Origin of the sequence: Bacillus sp. OTU2372 (assembly GCF_038440275.1) — a bacterium.
GTDB classification, from domain to species: Bacteria; Bacillota; Bacilli; order Bacillales; family Cytobacillaceae; genus Neobacillus; species Neobacillus bataviensis_B.
Map to the genome: position 1 here is coordinate 106072 of NZ_JASATK010000003.1, position 19868 is coordinate 125939.

At 38.4% G+C, this 19868-nt stretch carries 19 protein-coding genes and 1 tRNA gene; 15 read left to right on the plus strand and 5 right to left on the minus strand.

Annotation, left to right across the window (positions count from 1 at the left end):
* The first annotated feature begins 164 nt into the window (after positions 1 to 164).
* From AAHB15_RS08280 to AAHB15_RS08295, 4 genes are all read left to right on the plus strand, one after another.
* On the plus strand, positions 165 to 1430 hold the full coding sequence (locus tag AAHB15_RS08280) for a flavin-dependent oxidoreductase (protein ID WP_335575447.1): 1266 nt from the start codon (positions 165 to 167) through the stop codon (positions 1428 to 1430).
* Complete coding sequence (locus AAHB15_RS08285; protein WP_342042171.1) at positions 1427 to 1720, plus strand: Dabb family protein; 294 nt, start codon at positions 1427 to 1429, stop codon at positions 1718 to 1720. The genes AAHB15_RS08280 and AAHB15_RS08285 overlap by 4 nt, the downstream gene beginning before the upstream one ends.
* 344 nt (positions 1721 to 2064) lie before the next feature.
* Positions 2065 to 3627 (plus strand): acyl-CoA synthetase, encoded by a 1563-nt coding sequence (locus AAHB15_RS08290; RefSeq protein WP_342042172.1) that lies wholly within the window; start codon positions 2065 to 2067, stop codon positions 3625 to 3627.
* Positions 3628 to 3892: 265 nt separating this feature from the next.
* Positions 3893 to 4975: an inorganic phosphate transporter gene (locus AAHB15_RS08295; RefSeq protein WP_144565187.1), complete on the plus strand. Its 1083-nt coding sequence runs from the start codon at positions 3893 to 3895 to the stop codon at positions 4973 to 4975.
* 77 nt (positions 4976 to 5052) lie between these two features.
* Here the strand turns inward: AAHB15_RS08295 and AAHB15_RS08300 are convergent.
* Positions 5053 to 5139 (minus strand) — tRNA-OTHER (locus tag AAHB15_RS08300).
* 223 nt (positions 5140 to 5362) lie between these two features.
* On the opposite strand from AAHB15_RS08300, the gene AAHB15_RS08305 reads away from it, so the two are divergent.
* A complete protein-coding gene (locus AAHB15_RS08305; protein WP_342042173.1) occupies positions 5363 to 7513 on the plus strand; it encodes a sensor domain-containing protein in 2151 nt (716 codons plus the stop codon).
* Positions 7514 to 7565: 52 nt separating this feature from the next.
* Here AAHB15_RS08305 and AAHB15_RS08310 read toward each other — a convergent pair whose 3' ends face one another.
* Complete coding sequence (locus tag AAHB15_RS08310; RefSeq protein WP_342042174.1) at positions 7566 to 7718, minus strand: hypothetical protein; 153 nt, start codon at positions 7716 to 7718, stop codon at positions 7566 to 7568.
* Between the two features lie 165 nt (positions 7719 to 7883).
* On the opposite strand from AAHB15_RS08310, the gene AAHB15_RS08315 reads away from it, so the two are divergent.
* Together AAHB15_RS08315 and AAHB15_RS08320 are read left to right on the plus strand one after the other, a co-directional pair.
* Positions 7884 to 8384: a hypothetical protein gene (locus AAHB15_RS08315; protein WP_335572163.1), complete on the plus strand. Its 501-nt coding sequence runs from the start codon at positions 7884 to 7886 to the stop codon at positions 8382 to 8384.
* A gap of 13 nt (positions 8385 to 8397) precedes the next feature.
* Complete coding sequence (locus tag AAHB15_RS08320) at positions 8398 to 9297, plus strand: TIGR01777 family oxidoreductase (RefSeq protein ID WP_342042175.1); 900 nt, start codon at positions 8398 to 8400, stop codon at positions 9295 to 9297.
* Between the two features lie 22 nt (positions 9298 to 9319).
* Here the strand turns inward: AAHB15_RS08320 and AAHB15_RS08325 are convergent, their stop codons facing one another.
* Complete coding sequence (locus AAHB15_RS08325; RefSeq protein ID WP_342042176.1) at positions 9320 to 10372, minus strand: DUF3231 family protein; 1053 nt, start codon at positions 10370 to 10372, stop codon at positions 9320 to 9322.
* 144 nt (positions 10373 to 10516) lie between these two features.
* Between AAHB15_RS08325 and AAHB15_RS08330 the strand changes: the two genes are divergently transcribed.
* The gene (locus AAHB15_RS08330) at positions 10517 to 10879 is read left to right on the plus strand and encodes a group I truncated hemoglobin (RefSeq protein ID WP_342042177.1); all 363 of its coding nucleotides are present in this window, start codon (positions 10517 to 10519) and stop codon (positions 10877 to 10879) included.
* Between the two features lie 48 nt (positions 10880 to 10927).
* On the opposite strand, the gene AAHB15_RS08335 is transcribed toward AAHB15_RS08330, so the two are convergent.
* A complete protein-coding gene (locus AAHB15_RS08335) occupies positions 10928 to 11302 on the minus strand; it encodes an SET domain-containing protein (protein ID WP_335572166.1) in 375 nt (124 codons plus the stop codon).
* A 157-nt stretch (positions 11303 to 11459) separates the two neighbouring features.
* On the opposite strand from AAHB15_RS08335, the gene AAHB15_RS08340 reads away from it, so the two are divergent.
* From AAHB15_RS08340 to AAHB15_RS08370, 7 genes are all read left to right on the plus strand, one after another.
* Positions 11460 to 11867 carry a hypothetical protein gene (locus AAHB15_RS08340; RefSeq protein ID WP_342042178.1) on the plus strand — a complete coding sequence of 136 codons (408 nt, stop codon included), beginning with the start codon at positions 11460 to 11462 and terminating at the stop codon, positions 11865 to 11867.
* Between the two features lie 95 nt (positions 11868 to 11962).
* Positions 11963 to 13174 carry a threonine ammonia-lyase gene (ilvA, locus tag AAHB15_RS08345; protein WP_144565172.1) on the plus strand — a complete coding sequence of 404 codons (1212 nt, stop codon included), beginning with the start codon at positions 11963 to 11965 and terminating at the stop codon, positions 13172 to 13174.
* A gap of 296 nt (positions 13175 to 13470) precedes the next feature.
* Positions 13471 to 13968, plus strand: coding sequence for a TRAP transporter small permease (locus AAHB15_RS08350; protein WP_342042179.1), 498 nt, complete (start codon positions 13471 to 13473; stop codon positions 13966 to 13968).
* Position 13969: 1 nt separating this feature from the next.
* The gene (locus AAHB15_RS08355) at positions 13970 to 15265 is read left to right on the plus strand and encodes a TRAP transporter large permease (protein WP_098531523.1); all 1296 of its coding nucleotides are present in this window, start codon (positions 13970 to 13972) and stop codon (positions 15263 to 15265) included.
* A 52-nt stretch (positions 15266 to 15317) separates the two neighbouring features.
* Positions 15318 to 16343 (plus strand): TRAP transporter substrate-binding protein, encoded by a 1026-nt coding sequence (locus AAHB15_RS08360; protein ID WP_342042180.1) that lies wholly within the window; start codon positions 15318 to 15320, stop codon positions 16341 to 16343.
* A gap of 97 nt (positions 16344 to 16440) precedes the next feature.
* Positions 16441 to 18267 (plus strand): sensor histidine kinase, encoded by a 1827-nt coding sequence (locus AAHB15_RS08365; protein WP_342042181.1) that lies wholly within the window; start codon positions 16441 to 16443, stop codon positions 18265 to 18267.
* Complete coding sequence (locus tag AAHB15_RS08370) at positions 18264 to 18995, plus strand: response regulator transcription factor (protein ID WP_335572171.1); 732 nt, start codon at positions 18264 to 18266, stop codon at positions 18993 to 18995. The genes AAHB15_RS08365 and AAHB15_RS08370 overlap by 4 nt, the downstream gene beginning before the upstream one ends.
* 62 nt (positions 18996 to 19057) lie before the next feature.
* Here the strand turns inward: AAHB15_RS08370 and AAHB15_RS08375 are convergent, their stop codons facing one another.
* Positions 19058 to 19783 carry a MurR/RpiR family transcriptional regulator gene (locus AAHB15_RS08375; RefSeq protein WP_335572172.1) on the minus strand — a complete coding sequence of 242 codons (726 nt, stop codon included), beginning with the start codon at positions 19781 to 19783 and terminating at the stop codon, positions 19058 to 19060.
* Positions 19784 to 19868: the final 85 nt, after the last annotated feature.

Genomic DNA, 19868 nt, shown 5'->3' on the forward strand with positions numbered 1-19868 from the left:
TTCTATTTTATCTTTCGTATTATAGCTGTAGTTTTTATTTTCTCGTAAGTGAAAATTTTGTGAACATTGCTTCGAATCTCGTATTTTTTATTATTGAAATATTTATTATTTATGTAATAATTAAGAATAATCAGCAAGTTTTTGCAGAACAAGGAGAGATTCATATGACTAATATCAAATCAGCCATGATAGTTGGCGGTGGTATTGGCGGGCTTGTGACCGCCTTGAAACTTCACCGCGTTGGCGTGTCAGTGCGTGTCTTTGAAAGCGTAGAAACGATTAAAGCTCTAGGTGTTGGGATTAATCTTTTACCACATGCAGTAAGAGTTTTAACCGAACTAGGTTTAGCGGATGAGCTAGAAAAGATTGGCTTGCCTACAGCCGAGCTTATTTATGTTAACAAATTCGGTCAAAATATTTGGCGTGAGCCGCGAGGAATAGAAGCGGGGTACCACTGGGCGCAATATTCCACCCATCGGGGAAAGCTGCATATGCTGCTATTAGAAGCGGTCAAAAAAGAACTTGGGGAGAAGTCGGTGTTTACTGGACACCATTTAAAATCCTTCCAAACCTTTGGTGACATAGTGGTAGCTCAGTTTGAAAATCGAAAGACAGGCGAGAGTCTTGGGACCCACCATGCTGACATCATGATTGGTGCGGACGGTATCCATTCTGTTGTAAGGAAATTTTATTATCCGGATGAAGGTATACCTAAATTTAGCGGCCGTATATTATGGCGTGGTATTACAGAATCTACACCTTTCCTAACAGGAAGATCGATGATTATGGCAGGCTACCAGGATCAAAAATTTGTTGCCTATCCCGTTTGCCCTGATACAGCTGCGAAAGGAAAATCGCTTGTTAACTGGATTGCGGAACTAGCTGTCGGTGACGAAATGCCTTCAAGGGCAGATTGGAATCGGAAAATTGACAAGGAGATCTTTGCACCGGCTTTTGAGTCATGGGATTTTGGCTGGCTGAATGTACCAAAGCTGATCGAAGAAACAGATGCTGTTTATGAATTCCCAATGGTTGACCGTGATCCCCTGCCGCAATGGACCTTTGGGCGGGTAACCTTATTAGGTGATGCGGGACACCCAATGTACCCAATTGGATCGAATGGTGCTTCACAAGCGATCCTTGATGCTGATGCATTGGGAGAAGCGATTTTGGAATATCGGGATGCTGAGCTAGCATTGAAGGTCTATGAAGAAGCTAGGTTAGAAGCAACAGCAAATATTGTTCTATTAAATCGGAAGAATGGTCCAGAAGTGGTGATGCAAATGGTTGAAGAACGTGCCCCTCATGGTTTTATCGATTTAGAAGATGTGGTTTCCTATGAGGAATTGGAGGGAATTTCTAATCGATACAAGCAAATTGCCGGTTTTGATAAGGAAAAGTTGAATCGTAAACTAGGAGTCACATCATGATTGAGCATATTGTCTTACTAAAGTTTTCACCAAAAACGACCGAAAAACAAAAAGAAGAATTAATTCGCAGGACGTTATTATTAAAAGATGTGATACCTGGGATTGTAGACATTCAGCAGGGGGCCAATTTTTCAAACCGAAGTCAGGGTTATGAAATGGGCTTGACGATCCGCTTTGAAGACAAAACTTCCGTAGTAAACTATGGGCCGCATCCAGCACATCAAGAAGTTTTTAGCTACTTGAAGGAGATTGGCTTGGAAGATACTATTATTGTGGATTTTGAAATTTAGTTATATTTTTTGAATAAGTACTTTAACACTGTAACACGTTTTTGCTTTTTGGTAATAGGAGAAATCAGTACATGGTACTGATTTTCTCCTATTTTTTTTATGCCGAGATTATAAATGGTGCCAGGCACCATTTGTGTTGGGGGAATATCAATTATCTAGTTAATACATCCTACGATTAAGTGAACTTCGATGTTAAATAATTTACATTCAAATTCAAAGTGGTATTATAGTATGTATATAATTTTTAAAGGCTTGTACTATTACTAGGTACTAATTCTCAAAATGCACAAAATTTTAATTAACAATATGTGTGTTTTAATTTAACTGATTGGAGATTGACAACCGTGGATTTAAAATCATTAATTGCACCAGAACACTTTAATTTAGCAAGTGAAATCTCAAAGCATGTATCTGAGAAAATTGCTTTGAAATGGGTAAATGAATCCGGTGAAACTCAAACAATTACTTATGATGAACTCAATAAGAAAGCGAATAAGTTTGCAAATGGATTAACGAAATTAGGACTAGAGAAAGGCGATCGTGTAGTTGTCATGACGACTCGTTTAATTGAGTCATATGTGATTTATTTAGCCTGTTTAAAAGCAGGGATTGTCATAAGTCCATCTTCTGAATTGCTTCGGGCAAAGGATTTATTATATCGCTTGAATCACTCAGAGGCAAAAGCTGTTATTTCTTATTACAATTTGGTCAAAGAATTTGAAAATATAACAGAGGAAACACCATTTCTTCAATTTAAGATTGCCTTCGGTCAGGAGGTACCTAACTGGCTTTCTATGGAAGCATTAGCTGAGGATGAATCAGAAACCTTCACCGATGCGGATACCTTGAAAGAAGATGTAGCCTTCCTGGCATATACATCTGGAACAACCGGGCAGCCAAAAGGTGTTGTTCACAGTCATGGATGGGGTTATGCACATTTACGAATTGCTGCCTCAAAATGGCTGAATATTAGTGGGTATGATCTTGTTTGGGCAACAGCTGCACCAGGCTGGCAAAAATGGGTTTGGAGTCCGTTTTTATCGATTTTAGGTTCCGGTGCAACTGGATTTGTCTATAATGGCAGATTCCAGCCTCATAAATATTTACAGCTGCTTCAGGACAATAAGGTTAATGTATTATGCTGTACACCTACCGAATATCGGATGATGGCAAAATTAGATGATCTTTCAACCTTCGATTTAGCAGCTTTACATACTGCTGTTTCCGCTGGTGAGGCACTGAACCGTGAAGTTATTGACGTTTTTAAAAATGAGTTTAACATCCTTATTCGTGACGGGTACGGCCAAACCGAAAGTACTTTATTGATAGCTAATTTAAATATTGATGAGAGTAAATTAGGTTCAATGGGCCAGCCATTAATGCCAGAATATATTGAAGTTGTTAACGAAGAAGGCCAGCCTGCTCCCGTAACGGAAGTTGGGACAATTGCGATTAAAAAGGATTTCCCAGCCTTATTTCAACACTATTATAAAAATCCAGAATCCACTGCCGCATCCTATCTTGATGAATATTTTCTAACGGGAGATAGAGCATATAGAGATGAGGAAAACTATTATTGGTTCCAAGGAAGAAAAGATGATGTCATCATCAGTTCCGGCTATACGATTGGACCTTTTGAAGTGGAAGATGCGTTAATGAAACATAAAGCAGTAAAAGAGTGTGCTGTCGTCCCATCTCCGGAACCTGTTAGAGGAAATGTTGTAAAAGCCTGTGTGGTATTAAAAGATGGGATTGACGGTACACCTGAGTTAACAAAAGAATTGCAAAGCTTTGTAAAAAACTTAACTGCACCTTACAAGTATCCGCGTGTTATTGAATATATGGAAGCACTGCCCAAAACCGATTCAGGAAAAATTCGCCGCGTGGCATTAAGAGTGCAACATTAGAGTTATAAATATGATAAAGAATGCTATAGCCTTAGTGGGTTATAGCATTTTCTGCTTTATAAACTTTTAAAAGACTTCACATCAAACTAGCTTTAATAAGAAATATTTAAAAAATTCCGTGACATAAGTAATTTGGATGTTGCTTATTATAAAAAAGAATTGTATAATATAAAATTAATCCTACCTGAATAGTATGAATTGAAATTTCGGAACATTGCGAGATTTATTCTGCTAGATAGATAGACATACATAAGGAGAGATTGATATGTTTTGGACGTATTTAGCTTATATCATAGCATTCTTCTTCGCGATGAATATTGGAGCAAGCGGAACGGCCGCATCAATGGGGTCAGCCTATGGTGCAGATGCGATCAAGAATAAATGGCTTGCTATGGTGTTAGTAGCCATCGCCGCTTTTTTAGGTGCCGTTCTTGGTGGCGGAGAGGTTGTAAAGACGATTGGAAGTGGAATAATTCCTTCAAAAATACTTACAATTGAACTAGTGGTTCTTATTCTGGCAGGGGCAACCCTTACATTGTTTATAGCAAATCTAATGGGAATTCCATTATCGACTAGTGAAGTTACCGTTGGTGCCATTGTAGGTGCCGGAATTGCTTTTAAAAGTTTATTCATTAATAGTCTAATAGTTATTATTGCATTTTGGGTCATAGTTCCAGTTGTCTCATTTATCATTACATTTATTTTTGGTAAGCTCATTGCCAAATCCGAAAAGCGCTGGCCAAGTTTGACAAAGCAAGGGAAATGGAAAAAATGGCTGGGGCGAATCCTTGTCTTGGGGGGATGCTTTGAAGCCTTTTCTGCAGGGATGAATAATGTGGCCAATGCGGTGGGACCGTTAGTTGGAGCAGGGATGATTTCTACATCTAAAGGGATTTGGATCGGAGGATTATTTGTTGCATTAGGTGCGATTCTCTTGGGGGGCAGGGTGATCGAGACCAATGGGAAGAAAATTACCAAACTATCTTTATTAGAGGGTAGTGCTGTTTCTTTTACTGGTGGAGCATTAGTTACGATTGCCTCTATTTTTGGATTGCCGATTCCTTTAACACAAGTAACCACATGTGGGATCTTAGGAATTGGGGCATCACAAAAAGGGATTGGTTTTTGGCAAAAAGCGGTAATTAGAAAGATTTTGAAGGTATGGCTGATATCACCATTAGCGTCACTGGTGATTTCTTATACTTTAATTAATCTATTGATCAAGACTAATTTTTACAATATTATCGTTATCTTAAGTACTTTAATCGCTGCTTTAGGGACATTAAGCCTATATGCCAACATCCGTAAAGAAAACAGCACCATTCATGACGAGGGTGGCGGGATATAATCGGTTCCAAATACACGAAAAAAATAGCTCCTGGCATCATCTATTTAACGATGATGTCAGGAGCTTCTTCATTTAATAGGACTTGGTGGGATTCAAACCCACAAGATACGTTACAGTCTTCATAGGATGACTGCAAGTTGCTCTATCACTTGAGCTACAAGTCCTATCTATAAAATGCCCTTAATTAGATATTTTATACGGGTACCCACGCTCGCGCTTCATTTTTTTCTTTCATATTCATAAATCGTTCTTAAATCAAAAAAGTGAGCAAATATTCCTATTATATAATGTTATATAATAGAAATATATGTAATCAGTTTTTACAAATCAAAAATCAACTACTTTAAATAAAAATACAAGATCCTATCTATTTTGAGGAGGGTATAGATGAACGTTCAGTCTATTCAGCAAGCAATCGAATTAGAAAAGCTGCGTTCACAAGTCGCTGAACTTGAACGGCAAAACCAGAAGCTCTCAAAGCAAATTCGCGTAAATGAATCCTTATATCTTAGTATACTGGATGCATTACCAATAAATATCTTTTTAGAAGATCCGGAAGGGCGCACCATCTATGCTAACAAGCAAGTTTGCCTTTCGAATGGGGTAAGTTTGGATAAAATCGTTGGAAAAACGATCTTTGATTACTTTCCCCTTGAAATCGCCAAACTTAATCGAGCTTATGACCTTGAAGTTTGGAAGAAGCGGCAGCTAATCACCAGGGAATTTCCAAGTGGATACAAAGGTGAGGAACATCATATGTTTTCTGGAAAAACCATCATCCACATTGATGAATCTGATGAGGACTTTTTACTGGGTTTTGCATTAGAGATAACCGACCGTGTCAGAGCTGAAAATCGCTTAAAAGAAAGTGAAGAGAAGTTCAGAAGCTTAACAGAGCAAGCCGCGGATAGTTTTTTCTTAATCGGAACAGACGGAATGTTTACAGAAGTCAATCCAACTGCTTGCGAAGTTTTAAACTTTTCCAAGGAAGAACTACTTAGGATGAGTACTGAAATGGTTTTTTCCAAGCTTCCTGAAAAAATAAAACACTTAAAAATTGATTCTAAAGAGCAGGCCTCTAGTAATTTCGAAGATTTAATGACGGGGAAAGACGATACTCAAATTCCGGTTGATATCAATATTCGCCTGATTCATATTGGTGAAAATCAAATGTATTTTGCTCTATGCCGAGATATTCGTGATAAAAAAAGAGCTGAAGCACAAATCAAACATATGGCCTTTCATGATGCCTTAACGGATCTGCCTAATCGATGGGCAATCCAGTCCATTATAGAGGAGCATATCACCCAAAAGAACGTATCCTCTAGCATATTGGGTTTTATTTTACTTGACTTGGACTATTTCAAGGTCGTAAATGATAGCTTGGGACACGAAGCGGGCGATTTGCTGCTAAAGGAAGTTTCAAAAAGGCTGCAAGCCGCGACAGATCATAGAGAGGTTAAACTGGCCCGGTTTGGCGGGGATGAATTTATCATTCTTATCCCTCAATTATCTAGTGAAAAAGAAATTACTGAAATCTGCGATCGAATTATGGAAGTGATGGCAGCCCCTTTCCTGATTAAGGGACAAAAGCTCAATATCTCAACCAGCATGGGGATTAGTTTTTATCCAAAAGATGGGACAGACCTTAATTCTCTCATTAAAAATGCTGACCTCGCGATGTATGGTTCGAAGGAACTAGGAAGAAGCTGCTATAGTTTATACCATCCTGATATGAAACATCATGCTAATAAACGGATGGACCTAGAGATTCTGTTAAGAAAAGCATTGGATGAAAATGAATTTATCCTTTATTACCAACCTAAAGTAAACTTACATACAGGTGAAATAAACGGGATGGAGGCTTTAATTCGATGGAAAAATAAATTGAATCAAATTATTCTCCCAGATGCCTTTATCCCTATCGCCGAAGAAACGGGCCTTATTAACCCTATTGGGGAGTGGGTATTGCGAGAGGCCTGTAGGCAGTGTAAAGAATGGCAGGATTTAGGCTTCGGTGATTTAACGATTAGTGTCAATTTGTCACCAAAACAATTTCAAAGACAGAACTTGGTTGGAATGATCATCTCTGTTCTTGAAGAGACAGGGTTGTCACCTAACTCGCTGGAATTGGAAGTGACAGAAGGAATTGTCATGAAGAATCCAGAAGAAGCAGTGATTGTTTTACAAGAATTAAAACAACTAGGGATTAAGATATCGATTGACGATTTTGGAACCGGGTTTTCTTCACTTAGCTATTTAAAATTTTTCCCAATTGATATACTAAAGATTGACCGCTCCTTTATCGTTAATATCGAAAGGGACGACGCAGATGCAAAGATTGCCTCTGCTATTATCTCCTTGGCCCATAGTTTAAAAATTAATGTCGTTGCCGAGGGCGTGGAAAATGGGGAACAGTATGATTTCCTTGTCAATAGAGCTTGCGACTATGCTCAAGGAAATTTTATTAGCAAACCTGTTGACCCAAAGGAAGTAAAAAGTCTGCTTGTGAACGATGAAGCCTTTATTATCACTTAAATTCGAAAAGGAGAGCGGCTTTTTTGACCACTCTCCTTTTGGATGTATAAAATTAATTCTCCCTTGTATTTTGATGCTGAACACTTTCCGCAATGTCTAACACGCCCCAATTCATCGGACTTTTCTTTTTAATATCATCTAACGTTTTTTTGTGCTGTCCCGTTGTATTGTCATCAACACTCTGATTATTTTTTTCGTTTACCATCAGTAAACACTCCTTTTTTAGTTATGATTTAGTTTTTACTTCAGTAATCGAACTTATCCCAGACCATTTTTCATCCTCAAAAAGCTCATTTGGTGTTATGATGATAGATAATCCAATACATATTTATTACTATTTACGAAGAAACAACTTTTTGGGGGAACCATTATGGCAGTAGTTAAATCAGTGAAAATTGATGGAGAAAACATCCACGTATTTAAAAGTGCGATCTATGTTTTTGCAGCAAGTTCAGGATTCACTTTAGAGTTGGACATCATCGTCAGTGAGGTTGTCGTAAAGAAATATAAAAAGGAAGATAATCTCATTATTGAAATAGAATTAGAAGATGGCAGAGTGCTTCATTCGATTATGCATGTAAAAGTCTTAGCAGGGGGTTTGCCGCAGCTTAATTTATTTAGTGAACTTAATGACCCTGATGACTATTATTTTTTGGAACAGGTGAATGAGAATGATCCTTGGTTTCCGAATATCGAAGAAGGCATCACTTTAGAAGAAATTAGAAAAGTAGAGATGCCGGATGAAGATATTCAATTTAAACTAAAACTGCCGATTGATCAGGTAGAATGGTTGAAAAATCAAAAAAAGACACAACTCAATGAATTGTTTAAGGAATTCATTTATAATCATTGGAAAAAAATAGATGAATGATGGGAGGGATAAGATGAAAATTGTTATCGCTGGTGGTTCAGGATTTATCGGCCAAAAATTGACCAACTTCCTTTTAAAAAAAGGGCATGAAATCATTATATTAACAAGAACGGCACATATGCCATCTGGAAAAGCTACATATGTGAATTGGCTGACCGAAGGGGCATCACCTGAGGATGAAATACGAAGTGCAGATGCATTTATTAATTTAGCAGGTGTTTCGATCAATCAGGGTAGATGGAATAGGAGTCATCAAGAGCAAATATATGACAGCCGGATGATGGCTACAAAGGAACTGATTCGGATTATCAACGGATTGGAAAAAAGGCCCAATGTTCTTGTCAATGCAAGTGCCATCGGAGTATACCCAGCGTCCCAAAATACTGTTTATACGGAAGAATCTAGAGAAATTGCCGATGATTTTTTAGGTAGAACGGTTCATGACTGGGAAAAGCAAGCGGAGCAAGTTGAAGCAGCTGGTATTCGGGCAGTTTTTATGAGATTTGGAGTCGTGCTTGGCCGAGAAGGCGGGGCACTTCCATTGATGGTAATGCCATATAAATTGTTTGCTGGAGGAACTGTTGGTTCTGGTGAGCAATGGGTTTCTTGGGTACATGTGACGGATGTTATTCGGGCGATTCATTATGTTTTAGATAAACCATTGCATGGGCCGGTCAATGTCACAGCACCTGCTCCAGTTAGAATGAAGGAGTTTGGTCAAATGATTGGATCCGTTTTACACCGCCCGCATTGGCTGCCGGTACCAACCTTAGCAATGAAATGGGTACTTGGGCAAAAGAGTGCACTTGTATTAGAAGGACAGCATGTTATTCCGGAAGTTTTGAAGGGAGAAGGCTTTGAATTCTCCTACCCATTACTCCAACCCGCTTTAGAGGATTTACTGGTAAAATAATCATAATAAAAGCATCCAATAACTAAGATTTATTGGATGCTAAATCGGATCGATCGGCCGCTTTCGGAGGCTCCTCCATCCAGCCATTCTCAATCAATATATTGGCTCCATCTTCAACGTAAACCAACATTTCTGCAAGTGATCGCATATACATGGACCCAATATCTCTTCTTCCATTTACCGCTATTGAATTTCCAAACGACCTTATCTTCATCGAGAACATATCAACCTTGTGAAAGACCATTAATTTATCGGAAAATGGTGAAAAGGTAGATTCCGTTATTAAATGGTCTAACTGAGAGGGGAAAGGTAAATTATCCTTTTGTAATTTTTCACTATATTGCTTCACGGATCGGTCTGTTATTTCACGGCCGCGAATGAGAAATTGTTGAACTTCTTCATTTTTTGCAACCTGGCTAAATGCAATTAATAAGGCTTTGCTGGTTGTGTTATTTTCAATGTTATCGTAAAGATGTGTGACTTCCAGTGCGTGGAGTGGGCGAACTTCTCCCAAAAATCCTTTTAAGTAGTTTTGTTTTTTTATAAAATCTACTTTTTCGGGTATGGGCAGTATTGGAGGTTTTATGATAAGACCTTTCATCATTAAAACATCGTTCAACTGACCGAGAAAAGTAATCGTAGAGACATTACAATAAACAAAAAAGTCTCTGATATCTTCTCTTAGCACTAAAGGAATCGCCACATTATATAAACTTAGCCCTGCTTTTGCTACATACTTTAAATAGTGAACGTAAAATTCATCTTGGAATAAACGAGGAGCTCCAAGATTTACATCGTCTTTTGTAAAACCAATGGGAGTAGGAAAGTTCTCTTTTGAAAGGATTTGCTCGATTCTCTGCATAAAATCCTCAGATAAACTTAAGCCGTTTTCCAAGATCAATCTAATATCATCATCGTCCACATGTTTAAGAAAGTACCTTAATATCCAGGCTGACATACTATTGCCAACATAAGTTGCCCAGAGTTTTCCCATTTCAGGTGCGGTTAACTTTGCATCCGGTTTTAAATTATTTGGGCTTAATTTTAACGGTTTAAGGATCTTATTAGTTTGCATCTGAAAATACCCCTTAACTAATTTTTTCTTATCTTTTTCTAACGATAGAAATTTATTCAATTGACGAGGTTTCGTTAAGTGTGTATATTAACAATTTTTCTGAGGAAAATAGTTTTGTACTTAACAGTATAGGAGTGAATATTCATGGAACAAAGTCTTTATGAAAAAATTGGCGGGCAAGAGGCAATTGGAAAAGTGGTCGACTTTTTTTATAATGAACTGGTGTTAAAGGATGAGACTGTCAATCAATTTTTTGAACACACCGATATGGAAAAACAAAAGAGTCACCAAACCAAATTTATCAGCTTTGCTCTCGGTGGACCAAAACAATATTCTGGTCAATCCATGGCGAAAGCTCATCAAGGGATGAATTTGCAGCCTGAACACTTTAATGCAATTGTCAACCATTTACATAAGGCCCTTGCTCATTATGGTGTAAGTGAAGCTGATATTGATCAAGCTTTAACAAGAGTCGCATCCTTAAGAGATGATATCCTTTACCAGTAAGAACATAAAAGGGACCTATTAGGTCCCTTCAATCTTTATATAGGAGTTTTAAAGAACATCAAACCATACCGGCTTATCATTTCCGGGATCACCATTGTAATTAATCATGATTTCTTCGCCTTCTTTAATATCGGTATAGGCATAAAAGTCAATCGTTTTCTGATTTAAGTTGAGCTTATATAATGCATTTGGTGTATAGGAATGGTTAAATAGCGAACCATAGCCTAATGCCAGTGCACATTCCTCTAAATTTTCGCCCCACCAAAATACATACTCGACAAATATCGTCTTCTTCAAATTTTTGTATTCGTCGCTGGGAGAAATAATAACTGGGGCCTCATGTATCAGTTCACCCTTGCTAATATTTCTAGTTGCAAAGATTCCCCTGCCGTATTTACACTCTTTTACTTCTAACAATTTCATTCACCGCCCATTTTTATCATGTGTTCAGACTTTTTATTACTCTATGCGAGGCGGGGGAATTTTGACTAGGTCTCTTCCTATTAAAAAATCCATACACGATTGTAGTGGTTTATCATAAAATAATTCAAATTTGTGTTCTGAGGGGGGAGTAAGCAAGGTGCCTAAACAAATGAATGATACGAAAAGCGAGCATAATGAAAACGAATACGAACAAAAAATTTTACAATTGGAAAAAGAGGTTGCCCTAGGGCTCTGGATTCAAGTGATCGGACAATTTATTGAGTTAAAAGGATTATCCGAATTATTCCATTTAGAAGAAGACGCCAATCGATTGGGTGAACAGCAAATATTATCTGGTGCTTGGATTCGGACAATCGGTCAGCTATTAGAGGCTTTATCTGTACAAAGCCAACTTGGTGAAACCGATAAAATCAAACTGATCCAAGAACAAAAAATGGCCATTACAGGTGATTTCCTTGTATCGGTTGGTTCTGCGTATGAAGTAATTGGAGGTCTTCGTGTACTTGAAGAGGAGACCGTCCAGCCACCGCGGATTGTTCCGTAGGGAACCAGTTAGCTGCAGTTAATCATTGCAGTAGTATAGATCGCTTATCCAAGCACATCCTAACAATAAGAAAGTGGGATGTAGGAGGTATTGTATTGATAACCCTAGATGATATTATCCTTGCTCGTGAAAAAATGAAGGGAATTGTCCACACAACTCCACTTGATTTTTCACAAACCTTTAGCAGTATTTCAGCTAATAATAAGGTCTATCTAAAGTTGGAAAACCTGCAGAAAACAGGTTCTTTTAAAGTAAGAGGATCCTATAATAAAATGATTTCTTTAACGGAGGCGGAATTGCAAAAAGGGGTTGTGGCTGCCTCCGCCGGAAATCACGCCCAAGGTGTCGCCTATTCAAGTCAAATGTTAGGAATTCCCTGTACGATTGTTATGCCGAAGGGAGCCCCGCTAAGTAAGGTGTCTGCGACCAGACAGTATGGAGCGGAGGTTGTGCTGCAGGGACATACGTTTGATGATGCCCTTGCATACGCTTTGGAATTAAAGGATCAGATGGGGGCGACTTTTGTCCACGCCTTTGATGATGACGCGGTTATTGCTGGACAAGGGACGGTTGGTTTAGAAATACTAGAGCAACTTCCAGATGTAGAAGCAATTATGGTTCCAGTTGGGGGAGGTGGACTCATTGGTGGCATCGCATTGGCTGTTAAGGAGAAAAATCCTCATGTTCGTGTTTATGGCGTTCAAGCCATGGCTTGTCCGAGTATGAGACAATCGTTAGTTGAACATGAGCCTGTAAGGGTGGAGTCTACGCCGACAATGGCAGATGGAATTGCTGTTAAGAAACCGGGATTACATAATTTCGCATTGGTTGAAAAGTATGTTGATGATATTATTTGTGTGGATGAAATGGAGATTGCCAGAACCATGTTGCTTCTGTTAGAACGAAATAAGCTGCTGGTGGAAGGGTCAGGGGCTGTATCGTTAGCTTCACTTTTATATCAGAAGGTGAATTTTAAAGAGAAGAATGTGGTTGCGGTTATCAGCGGTGGGAATGTGGATGTGAATTTTATCTCGCGGATTATTGAGCGTGGTATGGTGGAGTCGGGACGGTATGCTAATTTTTCTATGATTGTAAAAGATAAGCCAGGTGAAATGCAAAGGGTGTTGGGCTCGATCGCTGAGTTGGATGCCAATATTCAATCAGTTCATCTTGATCATGTTGGCAAGGATATTTATCCTGGCTATGCCCAGTTAGAGCTCGCGTTAGAAACGAAAAATCAGGACCATATTGAGGAAATTAGGGGAGTTTTAAAAAATAAGGGATATGTGGTTAAGGATTCGGACTAGGCAGCTCGGTTTCCGGTCGACGTGTCTAAATCACCTACGAATTTAATTTGGAACCATTCGAAAATGATTCTCTGTTCTTTTTGTATAGAAAAGGGCAGAGAATCTTTTATTTGGAGGCTAGTTGAATGAAATCCATAAACATGTTAAGTTTAAAATAATTAATTCGTTTACTAGACTAACAAAAAACATCCAACCTAAAAAAATCACAAATTATCCTAAAAAAACAACATTTTAAAACATTCATAAGGTCCGTAAAATGAAGGATAAGAAAACGTTTTCAAGTTGGAGGAAGGCTTATGAATGTAATCAAGAAGATAGGTCTAGTAATCGATGGAATTTTTGAAAAATTCACTTTACTGTCGTTAATTGCCCTAATCTTGGTCGTAACCACCCAGGTTATGACACGAAAATTATTTAATTTTGTTTTCTTTTGGTCAGAAGAAATTACGCTTCTGCTGCTCGCCTGGTTTGCCTTTATGGCCATCGCAATAGGATTTCGTGAGTATATCCATATGGGAATCGATTCGTTTACCAATCTATTTCCAAAGAAATTTAATACGATGCTCGATAAGATGATCAGTGCATCCACGTTTGCCTTTGGTTTATATCTAGTCATTCAAGGCTGGGACTTTACGGTATTGATGCTGGATTCTACCCTGCCGGCAACAAAGCTGCCAAGCAGTATAACCTACGCTGTCATGCCGGTTACTGGAGTGATGATTTGTGTCTATTCTCTTCTCCAATTCTTTAACATTAATACCAATCGTCATAAAGACATAGAGGAGGGATTGTAACTTGGACACAAATACAATTGGCATCATTATCTTACTTTCGAGTTTTGTTCTTTTAATCTTATTTCGATTTCCGATTGCCCTGACACTTATTGCTTCATCCTTACTAACCGTTATTTACCTAAAGATCCCTCTTCCTGTTGTGGGGCAGCAAATGATCCAAGGAATGAATTCCTTTTCCTTGCTAGCGATTCCTTTCTTTATCCTGACCGGACAAATCATGAGTGAAGGTGGACTGGCTACAAGGATTGTGAATTTTGCCAGTTTAATGGTCGGTAGAATCCGTGGGGGACTAGCAATGGTCAACAGTGTGGCCGCCTTGTTCTTTGGAAATATCTCCGGTTCTGCTGTCGCCGATGTATCTTCCGTTGGTTCTGTAATGATTCCAATGATGAAAAAGAAGGGGTACGAAGCAGACTATGCAGTTGGTGTTACTATCGCTTCTGCTATTCAAGGGGTAGTCGTTCCGCCGAGTCATAATCTAGTTTTATACTCCTTAGCAGCAGGCGGCGTTTCGATTGCTAGTTTATTCATGGCAGGGATTGTTCCTGGATTTATCATGTTAATTTCCTTGATGATTACAGGTTATATTATTGCAAGGAAACGAGGCTATCAAAAAGCAGACCCCGTACCTAGGGCTGAAATAGGCGGTATTCTTTTACACGGCTTATTATCACTAAGCCCTGCGGTTATTATCTTAGGCGGAATCTTGACTGGATGGTTTACCGCAACGGAGTCTGGTGCTCTTGCTTGTTTATATTCTTTTATTCTAGCGTTTGTCGTTTATCGCGAAGCAAAATTAGCGAATCTATGGAAAATCTTAACCCGGACGATGCGAACAGTATCGATGGTGTTTTTCTTAATTGCGGCTTCCGCTTCATTTGGCTGGATCTTAGCCTATTTAAAGGTTCCTGCGATGGTAACCAATTTATTCTTAAGTATTTCGGATAATCCACTTATTATTCTCTTAATTATTAATATTTTGTTGCTGCTGCTTGGGGCACCAATGGACATGGCACCCATGATTTTAATTATGACGCCTATCCTGCTTCCAGTGGTTACGAATTTTGGAATGGATCCAGTACACTTTGGTATTGTCCTCATTTTAAATGCAGGGATTGGTCTATTGACACCACCGGTAGGAACCGTGCTGTTTGTCGGCTGTGCGATCGGCAAGGTCTCGATCCAGCAAGGGACAAAAGCGATGATGCCATTTTTCTATGCGTTACTTGTTGTTCTTTTAATTATTACCTATATTCCTGAGGTTGTGTTGTGGCTGCCACATTTGTTAGTCAAGTAACCGAAGGAAAGGTAACAATAAATTTTTATAAAAATATCAAGGGGGTTATTAGATGAAGAAAAGAAAGATTACTGGGGTTTTAGCAGCAACTTTATTGATGGGGACCATCCTCGCAGCTTGTGGAAAAGAAGAAGCATCAAGCACAAAAAGCGGAGGGGCTAAGCAAGAGGGGACAAAATACACCTTCCGTTTGGCAGACAATCAGCCGCCTGATTATCCAACAGTTGTTGGTGACAAAAAGTTTGCTGAATTAGTAGAGGAAAGAACGAATGGCCGAATTAAAATTGAAGTTTTTCCATCTGCCCAATTAGGGGATGAAAAATCCGTACTAGAACAGGTTCAGCTTGGCGCGATTGAATTTACTAGAATCAACTCCAGTCCGCTTGCTGAGTTTAATGATCAGTTTACCGCACTTGGACTTCCATATGTTTTTGAAAGCGAAGAGCATTTATGGAATTTTCTTAACGGTGAGATGGGAACCAAATTGTTAGATGGATTAGAGAAATCCAAAATGAAAGGGCTTGCTTACTACGATTCCGGTTCACGCAGTTTTTACTCTACTAAACCATTAAAGAGTGTGAAAGACCTAAAAGGTCAAAAGATTCGTGTACAACAAAGTAAGATTAATATTGATTTCATGGAAGCTTTAGGTGCAAGTGCAACACCAATGCCATATGGAGAGGTTTTCAGTGCCCTGCAAACAGGAATTATTGATGGTGCAGAAAATAATCTTCCAAGCTTAGACTCGTCCAATCATTATCAAGAGGCCAAAAACCTTATTTTAGACCATCACCAGCGGATTCCTGAAGTATTGCTTATTAGTAAGACTGCATGGGATAAGCTCTCAGAAAAGGATCAAAAATTGATTAAACAAGCAGCGCTTGATTCTGTTAAAACACAAAGAGAAGAGTGGGATAAATGGGAAGAGCGTTCCACTAAGAAGCTTAAAGATGCGGGTGTAGTCTTTACAGAGGTCGATGATATTCAACCATGGAAAGATGCCGTTAAATCGATGGTAGATTCCTATTCAAAAGATTATAAAGAGGTCATGGATGCAATTGAAAAAGCCCGTCCATAAACTATAGCAGCACGCAGTAAACCTAGTTGGTAAATGTTTCCTTTGCCAACTGGGTCTTTTCTGTTTAAAAAATATTACCGGTGGGGAATGAAAACTAATGAGGAAAATGGCAGAATTTATTAAACGGTTTATTCTTTTAAAAAATCAATCCTTAATGATAAAACTCTGCGTTTTTTCTAGTTTTCTCGTTATTTTTCCTGTCCTTTCAGTAGGAATTTTCTCGTATAAACGTTCATCTGCTGAGCTTGAGAATGAACTTAGACAATCAAGCAGACAAGTCATTGATCAAGTACAAACACATATTGAATATTATTTACAGGATTTTGAAATCACCAGTCTCAAAATCATTAATTCTCCAGAATTATCCAGTCTTTTAAAATCAACAATATCCGATCATAGACAAAGTATGATTGATGCTACTCGAAATACCTTAAAGGCGGCAGAGTATTCAAGGGCAGATATCAGTAATATCACGATCCTATTAGATAACGAACAAGTCATTGATACCCTTGGGGCAAGAAATTTTTATCCCGCGACTAAAATCAAAGAGGAGTATTGGTATCGGTTAGTGCCACTAAACGGGATGAGTATGTTAGTAACGAGAAAATTGACATTAGCAAATAATGAGCAGCCTGTTATTTCACTTGTCAGGCGACTCTATAATCCACGAACACTTCTGCCTGTCGGAATGCTCATCATTGATATAAATTTTAGACGAATTGAAGAAATCTCAAATAAGGTAACGATTAGCAAAAACGGCTATTTTTTTATCTTGGATGCAAATGGGCATTACATCTACCATCCTGATTATACGAAGCTTGGAAAAAAGGTAGAATACAAGCAGCTTGTTACCTTAAAAACAGAGGGAAGCCATACAGAGATATTAGATAATCAGCGAAAAGATTTTGTTACGTTTACTTTTTCGCAAAACCTTGGCTGGCGGTTTCTAACCGCTGTTCCCTACCGTGATTTAACCGGCGGGATTATCCAGATTGAGAAAACCATTTCTACCACGATTATCGTTTCGTTAATTTTGGCTTATCTAATCGGTTTCGGCTTCGCCACTAGCATTATACGGCCGATTCGCAGGTTGCAGCATTTTATGAAGGAAGTAGAGACGGGTCATCTTGAAGGCAGGGTCCGTGTGGATTCAAATGATGAAATCGGTCAATTAACGGCAGGTTTTAATAATACGGTTGAAAAACTAGCTAATTTACTTGAGGAGGTATACGTATCTAAATTAAGAGAAGCTGAAATGTCGCTCAAGCAAAAAGAAGTAGAATTAAAAATGCTTCAATCACAAATGAATCCTCACTTCCTCTATAATTCACTAGAGACGATTAGGGGAATGGCGTTGGAGGAAGAACAGGAAAATATTGCTGTTATGTCCTATTCGCTTGGAAAATTGCTCCGCTATAATTTAAATAATCAATCTTCCACGGTTAGTCTGCGTGAGGAAATAAATTTTTGCGAAATGTACCTTAAGATTCAAAAGTTTCGCTTTGAGGACCGTTTTGATTATCAGTTTGATATTCCCGAATGGGCAATGGAACTTAAGGCCATTAAGTTTTCCCTACAGCCATTGGTTGAAAATTGCTTTGTACACGGTCACGATGCCGGAGTTAGAAAAATCAAAATTGTAATTTCTGTTTACCGTTATTCTGAATCATCATATGTCATCAGTATTTGTGATAATGGGAAGGGAATAGAGGAAAGGAATTTAGAAGAAATCAGGAAAAGAATAAACCTATTAACACCAGCCAAAGACGGGAAGAATATCGGGATTTTAAATGTGCACCAAAGGATTCATTATTTGTTTGGTTCGGAATATGGTATCACAGTTAGAAGTAAATTTGGTTCCGGGACAAAGGTATTAATCCATTTACCGATTTTGGACCAGCATATGGAGGGGGATAAACCATGAGAAAAACGATTTTGTTGGTTGATGACGAGAGATGGGTTCGTACAGCCCTTAAATGGACCATTAATAAGTTGAATCTTCCATTGCAAGTCGTACACGAATGTCAAAATGGCTTGGAGGCACTCGATTGGATAAAGCAAAATAATGCGGATCTAATCATATCAGATATCCGAATGCCCATCATGGATGGACTTTCATTTGTTAAAGAGTTGAGCCACTTGAAAAGGAAGCAGGAAGTGATAGTGATCAGTGTGCATGACGAGTTTCAGTTTGTCCAGCAGGCGCTGCGAACAGGAGTGACCGATTATCTGCTCAAACCAGTCGAAGAAACGGAACTAAAAGCATGCCTAGAAAAGTGGCTGGAAAAATTAGCTAAGGACTTGAATATCCAAACGGTAGATGAAAGTCTTCCTTCTTCAACGATCGAAAGAGTATTACAGTATTTAGAAAAAACTCCTTTAGACCAAATCACACTAAAAGATGCAGCCGAAAGTGTACATATGAATCCTAGTTATCTTAGTCAATTGTTCAAGCAGCAATTAAATAAAAAATTCGTTGATTATCTAACGGAGCTGCGGATTGAGGAAAGTAAACGGTTATTACTTAATACGACTTTACGAATGTCAGAAATTGCCGAGAGAGTGGGCTACGCTGATTTAGCGTATTTTAGTAACAATTTTAAGAGAATTACAGGCTGTTCACCATCGGAATTCCGGAAATCAGCGATTTGAAAATTTAGTCATTGAAGCTATAGCTGCCAAGATAGGCAGCTTATCTTTTTAGTACTAGGCGGTTATTGATTTAGTTGATAGATTTCACGGGCCATCGATTCAAGAATATAAACAACTGGCACTTGTGTGGTAATATTCGCTTCTTCGATGAATTCTTCCGTTGCATAGTAAGAAATATTGAGGTCAGAAATTTTTGCCACGGTTGAGAGTTTGTTGTTGGTAATACTAATAATTTTACTACCTTCTTGTTTCAGTTGATGGAGATGTGTGATAGTGAAATTTGTTTCTCCTGAGACTGATAGTGCAATAATGGCACTGTTCGTCCGGAGCTTGGAGTGAATTGGAAAGTGGGGGTCTTTTATATACATTGAAAATTTACCTAAACTTGAGAAGTATCGTGCCCCATATTCCGCCAGAATCCCTGAGCTTCCAATCCCAATAAAAATTACATTGTCCGCTTGGGTAACGATATTTGCAGCATTCTTGATTTTTTCCTCTAATTCCCCTTTTAATGTCCGCTCAAAAAATTCGACTAACGAATGTTGGGGACTTTTTATAATTGTTTTTTTCTTCTCTTCTAAATGCATTTTAAGTTTTACTTTAAATTCAGAAAAACCCTCGCAATTTACTTTTCGACAAAAACGTAAAATGGTCGCTGTTGAGACATGGGTTTCATCTGCAAGTTCACGAATTCGCATGTAGGCCACTTTATCACTGTTTTGAATGATGTAGTTGTATAAAGAAGTTTCTAATTCATTGAAAGACGCAATTATTTCATTTGAAAACATTTAAGTTGGTTACCCCTTTTTTAAAAAGATCGTAATTCATTTTAACATAATAATTCTAATGTCACATAGTGTTACATCTTTGTCA

What these genes read in the sequence shown, in the direction of transcription:
- AAHB15_RS08280 (WP_335575447.1), top strand. Translation starts at nt 165, where the DNA reads ATGACTAATATCAAATCAGCCATGATAGTTGGCGGTGGTATTGGCGGG.
- AAHB15_RS08285 (WP_342042171.1), top strand. Translation starts at nt 1,427, where the DNA reads ATGATTGAGCATATTGTCTTACTAAAGTTTTCACCAAAAACGACCGAA.
- AAHB15_RS08295 (WP_144565187.1), top strand. Translation starts at nt 3,893, where the DNA reads ATGTTTTGGACGTATTTAGCTTATATCATAGCATTCTTCTTCGCGATG.
- AAHB15_RS08305 (WP_342042173.1), top strand. Translation starts at nt 5,363, where the DNA reads ATGAACGTTCAGTCTATTCAGCAAGCAATCGAATTAGAAAAGCTGCGT.
- AAHB15_RS08310 (WP_342042174.1), bottom strand. Translation starts at nt 7,718, where the DNA reads ATGGTAAACGAAAAAAATAATCAGAGTGTTGATGACAATACAACGGGA.
- AAHB15_RS08315 (WP_335572163.1), top strand. Translation starts at nt 7,884, where the DNA reads ATGGCAGTAGTTAAATCAGTGAAAATTGATGGAGAAAACATCCACGTA.
- AAHB15_RS08320 (WP_342042175.1), top strand. Translation starts at nt 8,398, where the DNA reads ATGAAAATTGTTATCGCTGGTGGTTCAGGATTTATCGGCCAAAAATTG.
- AAHB15_RS08325 (WP_342042176.1), bottom strand. Translation starts at nt 10,372, where the DNA reads ATGCAAACTAATAAGATCCTTAAACCGTTAAAATTAAGCCCAAATAAT.
- AAHB15_RS08330 (WP_342042177.1), top strand. Translation starts at nt 10,517, where the DNA reads ATGGAACAAAGTCTTTATGAAAAAATTGGCGGGCAAGAGGCAATTGGA.
- AAHB15_RS08335 (WP_335572166.1), bottom strand. Translation starts at nt 11,302, where the DNA reads ATGAAATTGTTAGAAGTAAAAGAGTGTAAATACGGCAGGGGAATCTTT.
- AAHB15_RS08350 (WP_342042179.1), top strand. Translation starts at nt 13,471, where the DNA reads ATGAATGTAATCAAGAAGATAGGTCTAGTAATCGATGGAATTTTTGAA.
- AAHB15_RS08360 (WP_342042180.1), top strand. Translation starts at nt 15,318, where the DNA reads ATGAAGAAAAGAAAGATTACTGGGGTTTTAGCAGCAACTTTATTGATG.
- AAHB15_RS08365 (WP_342042181.1), top strand. Translation starts at nt 16,441, where the DNA reads ATGAGGAAAATGGCAGAATTTATTAAACGGTTTATTCTTTTAAAAAAT.
- AAHB15_RS08370 (WP_335572171.1), top strand. Translation starts at nt 18,264, where the DNA reads ATGAGAAAAACGATTTTGTTGGTTGATGACGAGAGATGGGTTCGTACA.
- AAHB15_RS08375 (WP_335572172.1), bottom strand. Translation starts at nt 19,783, where the DNA reads ATGTTTTCAAATGAAATAATTGCGTCTTTCAATGAATTAGAAACTTCT.